15 protein-coding genes are annotated in these 18,797 nt (G+C 38.6%); 9 read left to right on the top strand and 6 right to left on the bottom strand.

Going from position 1 to position 18,797, the window contains the following annotated elements; translation table 11 throughout:
* Positions 1 to 137: 137 nt before the first annotated feature.
* From IBX42_RS01020 to fliI, 4 genes are all read left to right on the top strand, one after another.
* The gene (locus IBX42_RS01020) at positions 138 to 1,769 is read left to right on the top strand and encodes an EAL domain-containing protein (RefSeq protein ID WP_294927445.1); all 1,632 of its coding nucleotides are present in this window, start codon (positions 138 to 140) and stop codon (positions 1,767 to 1,769) included.
* A gap of 40 nt (positions 1,770 to 1,809) precedes the next feature.
* The gene (locus IBX42_RS01025; protein WP_294927448.1) at positions 1,810 to 2,532 is read left to right on the top strand and encodes a PAS domain-containing protein; all 723 of its coding nucleotides are present in this window, start codon (positions 1,810 to 1,812) and stop codon (positions 2,530 to 2,532) included.
* Between the two features lie 104 nt (positions 2,533 to 2,636).
* Positions 2,637 to 3,221, top strand: a complete 585-nt coding sequence (gene folE, locus IBX42_RS01030) for a GTP cyclohydrolase I FolE (protein WP_294927452.1) — start codon at positions 2,637 to 2,639, stop codon at positions 3,219 to 3,221.
* Between the two features lie 27 nt (positions 3,222 to 3,248).
* Positions 3,249 to 4,562 carry a flagellar protein export ATPase FliI gene (fliI, locus tag IBX42_RS01035; protein ID WP_294927455.1) on the top strand — a complete coding sequence of 438 codons (1,314 nt, stop codon included), beginning with the start codon at positions 3,249 to 3,251 and terminating at the stop codon, positions 4,560 to 4,562.
* Here fliI and IBX42_RS01040 read toward each other — a convergent pair.
* The 5 genes from IBX42_RS01040 to IBX42_RS01060 form a co-directional block, all read right to left on the bottom strand.
* Positions 4,543 to 6,675, bottom strand: coding sequence for a WD40 repeat domain-containing protein (locus tag IBX42_RS01040; RefSeq protein ID WP_294927458.1), 2,133 nt, complete (start codon positions 6,673 to 6,675; stop codon positions 4,543 to 4,545). The genes fliI and IBX42_RS01040 overlap by 20 nt on opposite strands.
* An 83-nt stretch (positions 6,676 to 6,758) precedes the next feature.
* Positions 6,759 to 7,733: an MBL fold metallo-hydrolase gene (locus tag IBX42_RS01045; protein ID WP_294927461.1), complete on the bottom strand. Its 975-nt coding sequence runs from the start codon at positions 7,731 to 7,733 to the stop codon at positions 6,759 to 6,761.
* Positions 7,734 to 7,826: 93 nt separating this feature from the next.
* Entirely contained in the window at positions 7,827 to 9,305 is a 1,479-nt protein-coding gene (locus tag IBX42_RS01050) for an FAD/NAD(P)-binding oxidoreductase (protein ID WP_294927463.1), read from the bottom strand.
* Positions 9,306 to 9,439: 134 nt separating this feature from the next.
* Entirely contained in the window at positions 9,440 to 11,059 is a 1,620-nt protein-coding gene (gene recJ, locus IBX42_RS01055; RefSeq protein ID WP_294927465.1) for a single-stranded-DNA-specific exonuclease RecJ, read from the bottom strand.
* A 2-nt stretch (positions 11,060 to 11,061) separates the two neighbouring features.
* Positions 11,062 to 12,690, bottom strand: a complete 1,629-nt coding sequence (locus tag IBX42_RS01060) for a CTP synthase (protein WP_294927467.1) — start codon at positions 12,688 to 12,690, stop codon at positions 11,062 to 11,064.
* 167 nt (positions 12,691 to 12,857) lie between these two features.
* On the opposite strand from IBX42_RS01060, the gene IBX42_RS01065 reads away from it, so the two are divergent.
* From IBX42_RS01065 to IBX42_RS01085, 5 genes are all read left to right on the top strand, one after another.
* Positions 12,858 to 14,477, top strand: a complete 1,620-nt coding sequence (locus IBX42_RS01065) for a cation:proton antiporter (RefSeq protein WP_294927470.1) — start codon at positions 12,858 to 12,860, stop codon at positions 14,475 to 14,477.
* Positions 14,478 to 14,483: 6 nt separating this feature from the next.
* Positions 14,484 to 15,311, top strand: coding sequence for an HAD-IIB family hydrolase (locus tag IBX42_RS01070; protein ID WP_294927473.1), 828 nt, complete (start codon positions 14,484 to 14,486; stop codon positions 15,309 to 15,311).
* On the top strand, positions 15,304 to 16,569 hold the full coding sequence (locus tag IBX42_RS01075) for a sugar MFS transporter (RefSeq protein WP_294927476.1): 1,266 nt from the start codon (positions 15,304 to 15,306) through the stop codon (positions 16,567 to 16,569). The genes IBX42_RS01070 and IBX42_RS01075 overlap by 8 nt, the downstream gene beginning before the upstream one ends.
* Entirely contained in the window at positions 16,566 to 17,402 is an 837-nt protein-coding gene (locus tag IBX42_RS01080; RefSeq protein ID WP_294927480.1) for a D-hexose-6-phosphate mutarotase, read from the top strand. The genes IBX42_RS01075 and IBX42_RS01080 overlap by 4 nt, the downstream gene beginning before the upstream one ends.
* A gap of 132 nt (positions 17,403 to 17,534) precedes the next feature.
* The gene (locus IBX42_RS01085) at positions 17,535 to 17,786 is read left to right on the top strand and encodes an iron oxidase oxidoreductase (protein WP_294927483.1); all 252 of its coding nucleotides are present in this window, start codon (positions 17,535 to 17,537) and stop codon (positions 17,784 to 17,786) included.
* 6 nt (positions 17,787 to 17,792) lie between these two features.
* Here the strand turns inward: IBX42_RS01085 and IBX42_RS01090 are convergent, their stop codons facing one another.
* A complete protein-coding gene (locus IBX42_RS01090; protein ID WP_294927485.1) occupies positions 17,793 to 18,767 on the bottom strand; it encodes a lytic murein transglycosylase in 975 nt (324 codons plus the stop codon).
* Positions 18,768 to 18,797 lie beyond the last annotated feature (30 nt).

An 18,797-nucleotide genomic window follows, 5' to 3' on the forward strand; every position in this document is an offset into this window, starting at 1 on the left:
CGCATATCATTAAACCTCCACTTATTTCCGACCTCTTTGTACAATAGTAGTAATTTACTAGACACTTTTTCGATACTATTACCCAAATTTAGCAAAATAGTTTAATCTCTTTAAATTTTTAAGACAACGGGGTAGTTTTGAGTATAAATAATGTTTTTGTAGATATTGTAGATTTGCATCCTTCAAGAATAGCCGTTTATGAAGAAAATGGAAATTTTTTCTATGCAAACAGTAACTACATAAAAGCTTACGGTATTGAGATGTCAGAGAAAGAAAGTTTAAATTTTGATAAGATTAAACCATATGAGGTAACATTCGAGTATATAAAATCTCAACTAATTACATCAAAGAGCTTCAGTATTCAAGAACTTGAAGATTCTACTTTATTTGAATCTCTATTTTTTTATACAACTTCAAAATATCTTATCCATATCTCTTCAAGTATTACAACATTAAAAGAAGCAGACAAAAAAATCTACTATCATGCAAATTATGATTCGCTGACTACGCTTCCAAATAGATCTTATTTTAAAAAACAACTCAAAAGTATCCTTCAAGAATCTTCGCGCAATAGCTCAAAAATAGCTCTGTTTTTTATAGATGTAGATAAGTTTAAAGAGGTGAATGATACATACGGTCATGATGTAGGCGACAAGATGCTTGTTGCAATAGCAAAGAGACTTTTAAACAGTGTTAGAGAGGATGATATAGTAGCTAGAATAGGCGGTGATGAGTTTGTTTTAATAGCTAAAGATATAAAAAATACAGAGATTATAGAACGTTTGGCACTTAAGCTGCAGAAGAGAATCAGAGAGCCTATAGAGATAGATACGCACATCTTCAATGTAACGCTCTCTATCGGTATAGCGGTATACCCGCAACATGGAATAACAAGCCAAGACCTTTTAAAAAATGCCGACATTGCCATGTATGAAGTCAAAAAAACTAAAAAGGATGATTTTAGGATTTATAATAAGTCGATGTCAAGCGAAGCGGCTATAAAATTATCGATGAAAGCAGAGATAAGAAGAGCATTGGAACAGAACGAGTTTGTTATGCATTATCAACCGGTTATAGATTTTCGTACTAACTCTATTGTCGGGGCAGAGGCGCTTGTGAGATGGTATCATAGCAAAAGGGGCATACTGGAACCAAATGAGTTTTTGGAACTTATCTTATCGGGGGATATGGATAAAGAGTTTAACTGCATGGTTGTTTCAAAAGTTTTAAAAGATTTGACAATAATGAATAAAGCTTTTTTAAATAAAAAATTAATCATCTCTATCAATATATCAAAGGATCAGTTTTTTAGTCCAACTTTTTCTTTAAATATATCAGAGACATCTAAAAACTACTCCATAGATAAATCGCAAATAGAACTCAAAATTGTAGAAAATCAGATAATGAAAAATAGTTCTGTGGCAAAAGAGAACATAGAAACTCTCCATTTGATGGGATTTAAGATAGCTTTGGATGACTTTGGAATCGAACACTCAAGTCTTAATCATCTAAAAAATTTTAAAGTAGACAAGCTAAAGATAGATAGATTGTTTATTAAAAACATAGCTCAAGATGAAAATGATCTGAATATTGTAAAATCTATAGTAAATACGGCAAAACTGTTTAATCTCAAAGTACAGGCAGAGGGAATAGAGACTAAAGAGCAGTATCAGAAATTAAAAAAAATCGGATGTGACTTTTCGCAAGGTTTTTATCACTCAAGTGCCTTGCCTATGGATGATTTTATACACTATTTTAATAAAACTTGATACTATAAAAACAAATAAAAAATTTAAATAAGATTGAAACATGAAGAACAATAAGTTAATAAGATTATCAAGCAGCTGCTACTGGAGTATGGAAATAGAGTCTCTCTCGGTAGAGGGGGTGGATATTAAATTGTCCATTTCACAGAAAAAGTTGTTTAAATTTTTAGTTAAGCATATAAACAAACCTGTTCTAAATTTAGATATATCTTATGAACTGCATGACTCCTTAGATAGAGAATTCAATGAAAAAAGTGTGCGCAATTTTATAACAGGACTTAGAAAATTAGCTCCATGTCTTAATCTTGTAAATATATACGGCGGATACTATATGCTTAAAAGTGAGCAGATTAGTAAATACATAAAGCTTAAAGAGCAGTTTTTTGAGATAATAGAGCAATCAAAAAATCCTATAGTTGTCACTAGCCCAAATGAATATGACAACCCCATAATTTATGTTAATGAGGCATTTTGTGAGTTGTTTGGGTATGAGTATGAAGAAGCGGTAGGTCAAAATTGCCGCTTTTTACATAGCAACGATACAGAGCAGGAAGCTCTTAAACAGATAAGAGAAGCAATAAGTGCGCAAAAGTCTGTAGAAGTAAATATCTGTAACTATACCAAAGATGGAAACATGGTTTATGAAGATGTTACGATTAGTCCTATCTTTGATAAACAAAAAGAGAAACTTAGCTACTTTTTAGGCATATACAAAGATGTTACATCAGTGCCGCTCTTTTTGGAAAAAGTCCAAGAAGTTCTTTAGAAGAATTTTATGGTGCTAAAAAACTTCTTAAAAAATCATCACATCATTTTCTCAGCTATTTCTTGATACTCTATCGTTATAAAAACCTTACAAAGGCAGTGAAATTGTCCGATAACGAAGATACAAAATTTGAAAATGCGGTAAAGACCATGATGTTTCATGTGGGAGAAAATCCTGAGAGGGAGGGGCTTTTAAAAACTCCTCAGAGAGTTAAAAAAGCATATGAGTTTATATTTGGCGGTTATAAAGAAGACCCTAGGGAGATACTCAAATCTGCGCTATTTACAAGCTCAAACGATGAGATGGTTCTTCTAAAAGATATAGAGTTTTACTCCACTTGCGAGCATCATCTTCTGCCTATTATAGGGCGTGTGCATGTGGCATATATTCCAGATGGAAAGGTAGTAGGACTCTCAAAAATCCCACGTGTCGTAAATGTTTTTGCCCGTCGTATGCAGATTCAAGAGCAGTTGACGGAGCAGATAGCCGATGCAATCATGGATACCATAGCGCCAAAGGGCGTAGCGGTCGTTATTCAGGCAAGGCATATGTGTATGGAGATGAGAGGTGTTGAGAAGATAAACTCAACTACGACATCATCGGCTCTACGCGGACTATTTAAAAAAGATGAGAAAACAAGAAGCGAATTTTTCTCTTTGATAAACTCTCCTACGGGTTCACGTTATTAGACAGACTCAAAAGCAGGGAGATTTTTAATGCCTTTTTCTTCACTAAAAAACAGAATCTCAAATAAAAAATATTCGGTCGCATTCGGCGAGGTTGTTAAAATAAATGCAACCGTAATTACTGCTCGCGGGTTAAAAGTAAGTATAAGCGACATAGTAAAGATTATCTCAAACGATACCAACCAAGAGACTATCGGGATGGTTACCGAGATAGACGGTGCTACATTTTTTATTACGCCTTTTAGCTTTGTGGAGGGATTTTGTTCTGGAGATAGGGTCTTTTTGGACCAAACAGGTTTAAATATTCCGGTGGGTCAATCTCTGCTCGGACGCGTTGTAGACCCGTTTATGAGACCCATTGACGGTAAAGGAGTTGTAAACGGCTCTAAACTTATGCCGATTATTAAAGCACCCATTGCAGCCATGAAGCGCGGCATGATAGATGAGATTTTTAGCGTCGGGGTAAAGAGTATAGATGGGCTCTTGACCTGCGGAAAAGGTCAAAAACTCGGAATCTTTGCGGGAAGCGGTGTCGGAAAATCAACACTTATGGGAATGATTGTAAGAGGCTCCGATGCACCCATAAAAGTTGTTGCACTTATAGGCGAGAGAGGTAGGGAGGTTCCTGAGTTTATAGAGAAAAATCTAGGCGGAAACCTTGAGAATACCGTAATCGTGGTGGCTACGTCGGATGACTCCCCGCTTATGAGAAAGTACGGCGCATTTGCTGCTATGAGTGTGGCTGAGTTTTTTAAAGATCAGGGACTTGATGTTCTTTTTATCATGGACTCCGTGACCAGATTTGCGATGGCTCAAAGAGAGATAGGTTTGGCCCTTGGAGAGCCTCCGACCTCAAAAGGTTACCCGCCATCATCACTCACACTTCTTCCACAGCTGATGGAGCGTGCAGGAAAAGAGGAGGGCAAAGGCTCGATTACCGCTTTTTTTACCGTTTTGATAGAGGGCGATGATATGAGCGATCCGATTGCAGATCAGTCTCGCTCTATTTTAGACGGTCATATAGTGCTCTCACGCGAACTTACAGACTTCGGGATATATCCGCCGGTACATATACTAAACTCTGCTTCTAGGGTTATGAATGACATCATCTCGGACGAGCATCTCAAAGCAGTTCTGAAGTTTAGAAGACTCTATACAATCCTCAAAGAGAATGAGATGTTGATTCGCATAGGTGCGTACACGAAGGGCGGAGATTCGGACTTGGATGAAGCAATAGCTAAAAAAGGTGAGATGGAGAAGTTTTTAATTCAAAATTCGATGCAAAAGAGCGATTTTAACGATACTCTGGATGCGCTTTTAAAGCTCACAGCCCCTTCATTATAATATCGTTGTATCTCCAGCTGTCTCTTGTAGGCCTGTCTTCATGTGATTGTGTTATGGCAAGTTTATGAGATGAGATTTTTTCAAACTTTTTCATAAGATGGCTAATCTCGCTGTCTACTCCAAATATATCTATATAGGTATAGATTATCGCCTCTGCACCCTTAAAATTATTTTTCTCCATCAGGATGCCTACTCTTGCGTGAAAGCTTACCCTCAGAAGATCTCCTACCTTGTTGCTTCTGCTAGATAGAGCAAGAAGCTGACCCAATGTTTTTTTAATATCTTTTATACTTCCCTCAAGTGCGTACTCTTCGCATTTTTGCATAAGTTTTGACCAGTGTTTCTCAAGAAGCATTCCCAGTTCTGTGCTTCTTAGAAACTTATAGAGATCTAAAAGTTCATAGCAGCGCTTAAAGTCGTTCTCTTCATATGCATTTTGAAGCAATTTTGCATGTTTGCATTTTAGGTGCAGCTCTTCTCTCTTTTGGCCTATATGAGGAATCTCCTCAAGAGTAAGCAGAAGCTCTTCTGCTTTGTCGATTTGTGCCGCTTTTATATTTTTTTCAACCTCAAGGAGAGTCTCCTCTATTTGGTTATTCATAGCTATATAGTTTGGTATCTGCTTAAAGAGTTCATTTTTATCTACAAGTTTGTTAATGGTTTGAAAATCCCTCTTTTGTATGGCTCTTAGCAGGTCTACAAACTCTCTGTTTTGTGTAAGAAGAAGTTTTATCAGAGGCTTCTTTGAGATTACACCGGTGTAATCTGCAAAAAGAGCTCTGGCACCCGCTATGTTATTTTGTACAATATGTCTTTGGGCATTTGAGAAGGCGAGTCTGAAAATCTGCTCCATTTTTTTATATTGAACTGTTCTTTTTAGAGGCTCATGTTTAGAGCAGATGGCATAGGCAAGGGCATACTTTTTTTCTAAAAAGAGCACTTGAAATCTAAGGTAGTTTTCAAAAGCGACAAAGAGCTCTTTTATGACACTCTCTTTTGATTTTATATCTCTGTATGGGTTTAGAATCTGGGTGGCATAAGCTCTGTTTTGGTTAATGAGTGCTTTTAGAGCAATCTCATAACTTTTTTCAAACCTCTGCTGGAGAGCTTTATGCTCATGTGAGCCTTGAAGCATAGGCTCTTTGGCAATTAGCTCAAAGGCTTCTTTGAGCGCATTGTGGGCAATTAGAGATTTTAATCTTGCGATACCGGGAAGTTCAATATGCAAGATATTGTTGTTTTGAAGCGCGACAACAAGTGAATCACTCTTTAGAATATCTACAAATTTTATTTTAGAATCAAGCTCAATATATTTACTATGCGCAATTTTGCAATTTTTCACATCAATTATCGTAATGATATTCGAGTTACCGCTTACTAAAATATAGTTTGGATTTGGCATTATAATTACTCTATTAATTGATGCGATGGGCGTATCTATACTTTTATGACTCTCTTCATCCAAGAGTGAGACAATGTCTACTTTTCCGTTGTCTTTTGCGCATATAAGCGTATCTTTATTTAAAAAGCAAAGAGCGTTAATGCGGGTTTTGTTGTAGGTAAGGATACTTGTGTTTGTCTGCGAGTAGAGGTCAATTATATAGATAGCACCCCCATAGCCGCTACATGCAAAAGAGTTATTGTAAAATGCAAATGAGCTTACATAGTTTTGGCTCTCTCTTGTTATTCTCTTTCTGTCGTATGGAAAAGAGCAGAGTCTGGAGAGAAGCGATGGCTGATTTGTTTTGTATTGAAGGACTCTGCCGTTTTTGCTTCCGGCTATAATATAGTTTGAAGATGGGTCAAAACTTACAATATCAACATCTTCGTCATACGTCTCAATGATATATGCAATCTCTTTAGATTGTATCTCTAAAATATAAATAATTCTATTGTTGACAAAAGCAAAAAATTCACGATTTGGACTAAAAGCAGAGGTCGTTACATTTGTATTAAGATAAGCATTAGCAATACTTTTTTTTATTTCACACTCGTTAAGATCAAATATTTTAACTCCATGAAACTTGGTATTATAGGCAACAAGCGAATCATCCAGTGCTTTTAATAGGGTAATATCTGATTTTGCTTCTTGGCATTTGTATATTTTAGGCATAAAATATTATAGATTAAAAAAGTAGTGTTTGAACTGAAATTTTTGGCAATGAGGAGCAAGAGCCGCAAAGAGGCAGCTCCGTTTTAAAAGTCTAGCATCTCTACTTCTGAGTAGGCTTTTATTAGGTGTTTGCCCATTTGACCTTCATAGGCATCCCATGAGTGATACTCTTTTAATTTTTCATGTACTTCCGGCTTTATTTCATAGCTTGCTATACCATCGTCATAAGCTTTTTGGGCACCCTCAAGTACAATTTTTAGGTACTTTAAAAATGGCTCTACGGTTTTGCTTATCTCAGTGCCCGATGGACCATGACCCGGAACATAAAGTGTATATTTTTTAAATCCGTCCTCTTGATTTTTAATCTTCTCAAGCACTTTTATGTTTTCAACAATGCTTGAAGATTCATCAAATGCTCCAAAACGATTTGTTATAAGATTATCCCCGATAAAAAGCGTATTTGAGTTTGTATGTTCAATAAGTATATCCGTGTCGGTATGCCCTTTTGCAAAGTGGCGCATTATAAAAGTCTCTCCGTCAACAACAACTGTCTGCTTGTTTTCAACACCTTCACTCGGGAATGTAAAAGGCTTCGTGCCCTCTAGATTTCCAGTGAGTCTATCAAGGATACCGTACCAAGTTTCAGCTGAATTGTCTTTAACCTGCTCAATCATGTAGGTTAATGCATAGATTGGCACTTCTGGGTATTTTTCCCTAATATTTTTGTTTGCAAACCAGTGGTCACCGTGTTTATGTGTATTAAAAACAGCAATTATCGGCTTAGGGCTCAATTTCTCTATCTCAGCGAGAATTTTTTGACCTACGTTGTAGTTTCCGCCCGGATCAATTACGATAAGTCCGTTTTCACTCTCAACAACGACAGGATTGTTCATAAACCCTTCGTTCTCTTTGCTAGGCTCTGTTTCAGGTCCATGCATAACATAAACATTTTGGTTCATCTTCTCAAATTTAAACTCACCTAAACTTCCTAATGTAAAAGCATTTAGCGATATTGAAAAGAGCATGGCAATTGAAGCTAAGATAGTAGCTTTTTTCATCTCATCTCCTGTGTTGTGTAAAATTTTAATTGTGGGGGTTATTATACTATGCGAAGGGTAAATCCTCCATAAAGGAGGATTTAGTAGTTCTTTTTATGCTCTACCTGAAAGCATACCGTGGATTGTCATTGGCTTAAGCATATAAACTTTTAACAACCAGTAAATCCATCTCTCTTTTGTAGGATCAAGAGGGAATGAAGGTGTAGGTTTTTTACTCCAGTCAAACTCAGCAAGCATAACAGTACCGATACTTGTAATAAGTGGACAAACTGTATATCCGTCATATTTAGCAGTCGGCTCTTTGCCGCCCATTGCAGCAATAACGTTGTCAACAACGACTTTGTACTGCTTACGAGCCGAACCTCCGGTTTTACCCATTGGAACACCGGCACAGTCACCAACAGCCCATACATTAGGGAAGAAAGATGATTGAAGAGTCTCTTTATTTACGGTAACCCAGCTACCAGCTGAACCGATTTTTGATTTGCCAACAACATCAGGTGTTTTCATTGGAGGAGCAACATGTATAAAGTCATACTTGAATGTAACAGGCTCGCTTACTTCTACTTCTTTGAAGATTGGTTCACCCATTTCGTCTTCAAACTCTTTTTTCTCCATTTTCCACTTGTTGAATGTTGCTGTTTTAGCAGCCGGATCTATCTCAGCAAGGTTGTGCTTGTAGTTTACTTTGAAATCTCTCTCTTCAAACTGCTTAACGATAGGTACATTATAATCTGGAATACCAAATAGTGCCCCATTGTTTGTGTTGAAAGTAAGTTCAACTTTATCACGCACACCAGCTTCTACAAGACGAGCGTGTGTTAAATACATGATTTTAAGTGGAGCACCACCACACTTGATAGCTCCTCTAGGGTTAGAGAATAACGCTTGAAGTTTTTCAGGTCCTTTGTGAGCTTTTGCTGTGTTAATCAGCTCTTGGATACCTTTCCACGTTGCAACAGCACCGTCTTGGAAGTAAAGAGAGTGTACACCATTTTGTGTAATTGTCTTTTTTGTAGCTGCATTATCTTTCCCAGAAGATGTAATTTCACCCTCTAAACCTTTAATAGCCCCGTAGTTAAGATTTGCTCCCGCTGCTACTATAAGCTGATCGTAAGTTACCTCTTGGCTTCCATCAACTATAACTTTGTTGTTCTCAGGATCTATAGAAGTTACGCTGCCTTTGATAAGCTTAACACCGCTTGGAACAAAATCATCTCTTTTGTAGATAATGTCATCAATTTCCCAAACACCACTAGCAACCAATGTTTGACCAGGCTGATAAGAAACAGATATTGGATCCGGCTCTATAACAGTTATATCTGCATCCGAAATAGTGTTGTTTAGACGTGCAGCCGTACTCATACCTGCTAAGCCGCCACCTAAAATAACTATTTTACCTTTAACATCTGCAGATGCGGATGCAGTTGCAGCCCCCACGGTAGCACTAGCTAAAACAGATGCTGCTAACGGAGACACCGTTAGGTATTTTAAAGCCTCACGACGAGACATAACCTCCGGATGCTTATCTACTTCATTTAAAATCTCTTCTAAGATCTTATTTTTCTTCATGATTTTTCCTTTTTTTGTGATAAAGTTATCAATTTTACATCTTTGCGCCTTAAGATATTTTTAAACATAGTAGTTTTTTCTTATAATAATGCTATTTTAGGTGCTTATGTGTAATTTATAAGAGTAATTTTTGCTTAATAATTATATATTTTATTTATAATAAGCTGAACTGATACACGTGAGTTGAACTCATTTTTTGTCACGCCGTAACTACAGGTTAACTTTTTTTCACTAGGCATTTCAAGACTCTTTTTAAAAAGTATTAACTCTATCGGTTTTCTCTCATGGGCAAATTGCTTAAGTAGTACTTTTGTATGCGACTTATCTTTGCCGAAATATTTTATCTCTAATATTTGGGCATCTTTTATTAAAAAAAGCGGACGTAAGTTTGCTTCTCCGTATGGTTCAAAGCTCTCTAGCAGCTCCAAGAGACTAAAGTCTATCTCATCGCTTGGAAGTATGCCCATAACCTTCTCAAGGGAGAGAAAGTCTGCCGGGCTTAGTTTTGAGGCACTTTTGTTAAGAGCAGCTTTAAATAAATCTATATTTTTATCCTCAAGAGAGAGACCCGCTGCCATCTTATGTCCGCCAAATTTGCCCAAAAGGCTGCTGTTTTGCTTGATAAGTTTATATATGTTTATGTTGCCTATGCTTCTGGCGCTCCCTTTGGCAACGCCGTTTTTTATGCTTAAGACAATTGCCGGCTTTGAGAAGTGATCTACAAGCCTAGAGGCTACAATCCCCACAACGCCCTCATGCCAACCCTCTTTTGCAACAACGATAATAGTCTCCTCTTCATTAACAAGCTCAAACGCTTCATTCGTAGTTTGAGCTTCTGTTGTGCGTCTGAGCTCATTTAGGGAGTTTAGCTTTTCGAACTGCGTATAGGCTTTATTTGTTGTTTGTGCAGTTAAAAACTCCAGCGCAATGCTTGCGTCTTCAAGTCTCCCTGCAGAGTTTATGCGTGGTGCAATTGCAAAGGCTATATCTTCAGATGTGATGGAGCTTTTATTTAGAAAATCTCTTATTATAATAGAAGAGGGTCTTTGCGAGTGCATCAAAACCTTCAATCCCTCTTTAACAATGGCTCTATTTATGTCTGTTAAGGGCATGATGTCAGCAATTACCGCAATGCATAAAATATCCAAAAACCCTTTCATGTCGATGTCAAGAGAGAGCTCTTTCTTTACGAGTCCAAGCAGAAGCCATGCAACTTGAGCTCCGCAGATCTCTTCAAACGGGTAATAGCAGCGTGATAATTTTGGATTTACTATGGCATATGCTTCAGGAAGAGTTTCTAGCGGCGTGTGGTGATCTGTAATTATGAGTTCTATGCCTCGCTCTTTGCAGATCTTGGCAGCCTCTATGGCTGTTATGCCGTTGTCCACCGTTATAACAATGTCTGCATCCACTCTTTTTAAAACGTTTGGACTTACTCCATAACCGTCACTGAAACGGTTTGGGATGATTGTTTGAAGCGGGTAGGGAATCTGTCTGAAAAAGTCGACCATTATGGCTGTTGCACTTACGCCATCAACATCGTAATCGCCCACAAGGGTTATTTTCTTATTCTCCCTTATGGCAGCGGCTATTTTTTTAGCTGCCCTTGAAGCATCATGGAGAAGATTTGGATTTGGGATTTGCGAGAGTGTTTTTTCTTGAGTGTCAAATCTTTGAGAGAGCAGCTCAAAAAGAGCCGACTTGTTTAATATAGGTACATCATCAAAACGAAGTTTCTTTAGAAAGAGATGCATAACTATTTTTGCTGTGAAATATTTAGAGTTGCCTCAACAAATGCAAGAATGGAAGGGTTTGGAGTTTGAAGTCTTGAGGTAAACTCAGGATGAAACTGAACTCCCAAAAACCATGGATGATCTTTTATCTCAACCGCTTCTATAAGCCCGTTTGACTCACCTGTTACAATCATGCCCGCATCTTCAAACTGCTTTCTGTAAGTAGGGTTTGCCTCATATCTGTGGCGGTGTCTCTCAAAAATTGTTTTTGCTCTGCCGTAGGCTTTGTGTATAATCGAGCCCTCTTTAGTGTCACATGGATACTCTCCAAGACGCATTGTTCCGCCCATTGGAGATTTGTGTGTTCTAAGTTGCGTATTTCCGCTTTGGTCTATAAAGTTGTCAATAAGGTAGATTATAGGATGAGGTGTGTTTTCATCAAACTCTACGGAGTTTGCACCCTCCAAACCAAGCACGTTTCTTGCATACTCAACAAGCGTGAGCTGCATGCCGAGGCAGATACCGAGATATGGGATTTTGTTTACGCGTGCGTACTCTATGGCTTTGATTTTGCCCTCAACTCCGCGATTTCCAAATCCTCCTGCAACCAAGATTGAGTCGCAATCGCTTAGAAGTGCTTCCGTGCCTCTTGTCTCAATCTCTTCACTGTCAACCCAATGAATTTCCACGCGCGTATCAAGATGCGCACCTGCATGGATAAGAGATTCCGTTAAAGATTTGTAAGCCTCTTTTAGTTCGAGATATTTTCCGACAAACCCTAAAACAATGCGGTTTTTAGGCTGAACAATCTTTTTCACAAGAGAGTCCCACTTCTCCATGTCCGGATTTAGTTCGCCAAGCGAGAGCTCTTTTGATATCGGTTTTAAAATGTTTTGTCTTAAAAATGTAATCGGAATATCATAAATAGTTGCAGCATCAAGAGCCTCTATAACGCTATCAGCGGAGACGTCACAGCTCATTGCCAGTTTTTTCTTGAATGTTTTTGGGAGCGCATTCTCGCTTCTTGCAATTATCATCTGCGGAGTTATACCGATGCGGCGAAGCTCTTGAACGGAGTGCTGGGTAGGTTTGCTTTTTAGCTCGCCTGCCGCTTTGATGTATGGAATAAGCGTGACATGAACAAAAAATGTTCCCTCTACCTCTTCGTCATGCTTCATCTGTCGGATTGCCTCCATAAATGGAAGACCCTCAATATCTCCTACCGTTCCGCCAAGCTCCACTATAAGGATCTCATGACCCTCTCCGGCCTCTTTTATACGTTTTACAATCTCGCCGACGATGTGTGGGATGACCTGAATAGTCTGTCCCAAATAGCCGCCTGCTCGCTCTCTCTCAATTACGCTAGAGTATACCTGACCTGTAGTAAAGTTGCTCGATTTAAGGTAAGAAGAATCCAAAAATCTTTCGTAGTTTCCGATGTCAAGGTCTGTTTCGGCTCCATCTTTTGTAACGAAAACTTCCCCATGTTCAAGCGGGCTCATGGTTCCGGGGTCAACATTGATGTATGGATCTATCTTTAACATACCGACTTGTATGCCGGCATGTTTTAAGAGTGTGCCAATGCTGGCTGCCGTTATCCCTTTTCCAAGAGAACTTAAAACTCCGCCGGTAACAAAAATATATCTAGTCATAGAATAGCTCCAAAATGTCAAACATAGCCGCGATTATAGTATAGAATCTCTTAAATTTAAGTATATGATTTTTTTAAAATATTTAAAGCTCAAAGTTTCTTTTGCTATAATAACGTTACTTCAAGGGAGCTCTTAAAACCCTTAAAACTAAGATTTGAAAGACTTTTATGGATTCAGCACTTTTGTACATTGTTATGGCTCTAGGTATCTCCACGGTGTTAAATCTGTTTTTAAAGCGTTTTGGCATTTCGCAGATAATAGGCTACATATTTACCGGTACTATTATGGTTTATGCACTCGATTTAAGGTACATGAACGACTCGGCAACTCTAGAGCATATAGGAGAATTTGGTATAGTTTTTTTGATGTTTACGATAGGTCTTGAGATATCCTTGGCTAAGATGAACAGCATGAGAAAAGAGATATTTTTCAATGGCTTTTTGCAGGTTGGATTTACCGCCTTGGTTGTTTACGCTATAAGCCACTATCTCTTTTCGCTTGAGTCAACTTCTGCTCTTATCCTCTCGCTTGCTTTTGCCCTCTCTTCCACCGCCGTGGTTCTTAGTTACTTAAAGAGTTCAAAAGAGATACACAACCCCTACGGTCAGCGTGCGACAGGGATACTTATATTTCAAGATATTGCCGTTATTCCAATCCTTATCCTTTTGGGATTTTTGATTAGCAAGGGCGATCAATCAGTACTTCTCATAGTTAGAGACACATTTATAAGTGCCGTTTTTGTTATCGGTTTTATGTTTATCGTTGGAAAAAAAGTCATGACTTGGCTTCTGCACTTCTCGGCTTCAAGCGAAGTTGATGAGCTTTTTATGGGTTCGGTTCTTTTTATAGTCGTCTCTGCTGCACTTTTAGCTTCCTACATGGGCTTTACATACTCTTTAGGGGCATTTGTTGCGGGGATGATTATAGCTGAGACAAAGTACCACCATAAAGTGGAATCGGACATTGCGCCCTTTAAAGATATACTCCTTGGAACATTCTTTATCGTTGTGGGCATGAAGGTAGATGTTCTCTTTTTTATCGACAACTTCTGGCTTATTGTCGGTATCTTTTTGCTTGTTTTGGTTTTAAAGACCATTATTACCTATCTTGTAGTGCGAATCACATCTTCACATGTGCTCTCCTTAAAAACAGCACTTGCAATCTCACAGGTTGGAGAGTTCTCTTTTGTTATCTTTGCGGTTGCAAGCATGGGCGGTCTTTTGGAGAAGGAGCTTGAGTCTCTTTTCGTTCTTGTGGTTATCTTCTCAATGGTAGTGACTCCGTTTTTTATCTCAAGAATCAACAGATTTGTAAGCTATGTAAGCCGTCATCAATATCTGGGGCTTAACACCTCCGCATTTATATCCAGAAAGAACCATGTAATCGTCTGCGGCTACAGTACCATCGGTAAATTTGTCGCCAAAAATCTTGATGTGCTTGGTGCTCCGTATGTCATAATCGACAACAACCCAAAGCATGTTCAAGAGGCACTATCCGCAGGTAAAGAGGCATATTTGGGAGATATGTCAAAACTCTCACTCTTAGAAGCACTCCATGCAGAGAGTTCGGCGGCAATTATAGTGACGCTTGATAATATAGAGAAAAAAAGAGCGATTTGCGAGGCTGTTTTAAAACATACGAAAGATATCAACCTGATAGTAAAAGTCGCTACGCTTGAAGATAAGGAGAATCTTCAAGATTTGGATATTACATCCATTGTAGATACCAAAGTAGAAGTTGGACGCTTGCTTGTTGAGAAAATGATTACATGTAAGATGAGATATTAAAACAATATGAAAAATGCTTATATTACAGATTTGGATCACACTTTTTTGCGAACCGATTTGTCTGTAAGCCTTTTTACAAAAGAGATATGGAACGGTTTTGGAGTTGATTCTATCCTTAGTATAGCAACCGCAAGGACATATAAAAAGACGGCGCAGTTTTTAAAAGATGTAGATGTCAACGCTCCCATGATACTGCTTGATGGCGCATTGATAGCTACCATGGAGAAAAAGATAATCGGCACAAAGTTTATAAACAAAGAGGTCGGCGATGCAGTGATAGATGAGGGCGCAAAGTTCGGCATCTACCCTTTTGTTCTCTCTTTGGCAGATAAAAATCTGAGTGAAGCTTTCTCCTACTCTACAGTCTTAAACGTATATCAAACAAAGATTCTTAAAAACTACAAAAAAGATGAGTATCATCATCAAGAGAAAAATCTTCGCGCCATGAGTGACAATTTTAAGATTGTATATTTTGGTGAAGAGGAGCTTTTAAGAAGAGTCGCATCGCATCTTAGAGGAGTTTTTGGAGACACGCTTAAGTATATTTTGGCTCCAGAAGCCTATGCAGGCTGCTACTTTTTGACGCTGCTTCACAAAGATGCGGACAAATCACATGGCATACGAAGCGTTAGCGAAGCAATAGGCTTTGACTTAAAGAGGTTGAGTGTTTTTGGAGACAACTTTAATGATATAGGCATGTTTGAGTTAGCGGGAACATCCATTGCGGTAGCAAATGCGCAAGAGGGCGTAAAAAAGGCGGCAAAAATAGTTCTGCCGCATACAAATGATGAAGACGGCGTTGCAAACTATCTTAAAGGGCTTAAAAATGTCTAACAAAACATCGTTCCTTCCAATGGTTATCATAGGGGTTCTCTTTTTTATTTTCGGCTTTGTTACATGGCTAAACGGTTCGCTTATCCCATTTTTAAAGGTTATCTGCGACCTTAACGAGTTTGAGGCTCTTTTTGTGACTTTCGTCTTCTATATAGCCTATACGGTTATGGCTCTGCCGATGTCTTACGTGATTGAAAAAATAGGGTATAAAAACTCAATGGCACTCGGCTTGGCGATTATGACAGTTGGGAGCCTTCTCTTTATACCCGCAGCGCAGAGGGAGAGTTTTACACTTTTCTTGATAGCTCTTTTTGCTCTTGGGTCGGGTCTTACTATCTTGCAGACTGCATCAAACCCCTACATAGTCTGCATAGGACCAATAGAGAGCGCGGCGATGCGTATAAGTATTATGGGGCTTATAAACAAGGGAGCAGGGGTTATCGCACCACTTCTCTTTACCGCATTTATACTCTCAGGGATAGGTTCGTTGGAGGATCTCTCTGCCGAGTCAAAAGAGGAGCTTGCTTCAAAGCTTATAGCTCCATACATTGTTATGGCACTGCTGCTTAGCTCTCTTATCATCCTTGTGAAGTTCTCCAAGCTTCCCGAACTTGAGTTTGAAAAAGATGAAGCCGAGGAACAAAAGAGTATTTTTGCGTTTCCACGCGTGGTTTTGGGTGCATCCGCACTCTTTTTCTATGTAGGCATAGAGGTTATGGCGGGAGACACCATCGGACTTTACGGACAGCATTTAGGCTTAACAAATGTTACCGCCCTAACCTCTTATGTAATGTCTTTTATGGTGATTGGGTATGCGCTGGGTGTCGCACTCATACCGAAATATCTCTCACAAGAGCGCGCGCTCATAGGCTCTGCACTTTTTGGAATACTCTTTTTGCTCGGCGTAGTGCTCTCATCTCAAAGCCACGGAATTTCAGAGGTTTTATGGGGATGGAGCGGCATTAGAACTCTTCCAAATACCGTGACTTTTGTAGCATTTTTAGGGTTTGCAAATGCTCTTGTATGGCCGACGATCTGGCCGCTTGCACTTGAGGGTTTGGGAAAGCGCACTGCACAAGCAAGCGCTCTTTTGATTATGGCTATAGCAGGCGGTGCGATCCTTCCGCTTATATTTGGAAAGATATCTTACGTCAGCGGAGATATGCAGTCAACATACCTTATGGGGATAATCTGTTATCTCTTTATACTACTTTACGCTCTTAGATGGCATAAGATAAAGTCTTGGGATGAGTTGTGATAACTCACAAAAAACTGCCAAACGGCTTTGCTTATATTGAGATAAAAAACTCTGCCGCAGAGGCAAAAATAGCGCTTCAGGGCGCACATCTGTTTCACTATGCAAGAGTAGGGGAAGAGCCTATTTTATGGCTTAGCGAAGTGAGCGATTTTGAGCTAGGAAAAGCTATCCGTGGAGGAGTTCCGATCTGCTGGCCATGGTTTGGTTTTAATGAAGACAGAACTCTGCCGCAGCACGGCTTTGCAAGAGTCTCTTTGTGGGAGTTTGTCTGCAGTGATGAGTCGGACGAGAAGAGAACAACTTTGACTTTTAGGCTGACTCACAATAAAAAAACGCTTCAGATGTGGCACTATAAGTTTGAGCTTGAGTTGCATGTAACTATCTCAGACAAGCTGACTATGGAACTTAAAACGACAAATATAGATGACAAAGAGTTTGAGATTACACAAGCGCTTCATACCTATTTTAAAGTTTCGCATATCTCTAATGTGAGTGTCAAGGGGTTTAATAAAAACCCCTATCTTGATGCCCTGACATACAAAAATAAGGTGCAAGATGGAGATATAACCTTCAATCAAGAGGTTGACAGAGTTTACCAAGAGGTTGATGGCATAATCGTTTTAAAAGATAAAAAGAGAGAGATTAGCATAAACAACGACGGCTCATCTTCCGTGGTTGTTTGGAATCCGTGGATAGAAAAAACTTTAAGAATGAGCGCAATGAAAAAAGATGCCTACGAGAATATGCTCTGCATAGAGTCAGCAAACGCCTTTGATGATGTGAGAGTTGTAAAGCCCCAAAAATCCCATACGCTAAAAGCCACAATTTTTTAATAAAATAAAATTTAACAAAGATAGTAGATTTTATTGTCTATAAATATTTAAGAGAAAAAGAATAAAGTATAGTTGTGGGAAAAGCGTTTATGGTTAAATGTAATTTTTACAAATTCCTAGTAGGAGATGAGAATGAAAGCTTCATCAAGAAGAGTTTTTTTCAGATATATGGCTATACTTGGGCTTGTAACATGGGGTGCTTCTCCTCTTTTAGCAAAAGGAACAAAAGAGAAGACTATGTATCAGGATAGTCCAAAAGATGGTAAAAAATGTATAGACTGTCTCCATTTTTTACCAGAAACAAACGAGTGTAAAATAGTAGAGGGTTCCATAAGTCCAGATGGCTGGTGTGTACTCTATTTTAAAGACACGAGAAAAAAATAACTATTCTTATTTGTTAAGCATAGTATGTGCATCATACGCAAGACGCATAACTCCGATAGCGTAGTTTGAGGAGTTATTGTAGCGCATTATTTTTTTGGCATAAGCTCTTAGATATTGGAGCTCTTCCTTGTCACATGCAAAACAGTCGTATGTTTTGTCTGCTTTAGAACTTTTCTCATAAACAAGCGAAGCGTTCTCATTTTCAAACTCATAATCGTACCATTTGGATTCAATGCTTACGATATCAGGTATTTTGCTCCACTCTATCAGCTCTGTAAATTCTGCTTTTTGGCGTAAAAAATTAGCTGTAGAGACGATGGCATCTTCCATTTTTGTCAAATCTGCAATTTCTGTTTTATACCCATGAGCATATATAAAACTGTTTGGCATAAACTGTGGAATTCCAACTGCTCCTGCGTAAGAGCTTGGCAGGGTGCACTCTTCGGGTGTTACTTCTTTTTTGTAGCAGTGGGTAATTATGGAAGCCATGTTTGTTTTGCCCATATTTAGAAGCCACTTCTCTCTAGGGCTGTTTGGCTCTGTTCTGACGACCAAAGTGTTAAAGACAATAAATGCGTCATGGGTCGGCTTTATCTTTCCAAGCCTTGTCTCTTTGATCAAAATAGCGGCAATTATCTCACGGTTTACGCCATATTTTTGCTCTGCAAAATCATAAACCTCACTATACTCTTTGAGATGCTCAACCATATCGGGCACATACTTTACAAGCACGTTGTTTGCTTTTTTCTCATTTTTTTTATGGGTTGTAATGTATTTTGGCTGAAGATATTTATAGCTAATCTCATCAAACTTTTTTGTCTTAAAGTAAGAGAGCAAAAACTTGTTTGCATACTCATATGAGACACCGTTTTTGACGGCACTGTTGCAGACATCTATATAATCTTTGTTTTTAAATTCGCAGTTGTCATATTTCGCAAACAGCAATGTTCCCAGAGAAAGTATAAAAAATATTTTAAACATCATAAACCCTTTTTTTTATTGGTTTTAGTA

It is taken from the genome of Sulfurimonas sp. (assembly GCF_014859695.1).
In the GTDB taxonomy this organism is placed as follows: domain Bacteria; phylum Campylobacterota; class Campylobacteria; order Campylobacterales; family Sulfurimonadaceae; genus Sulfurimonas.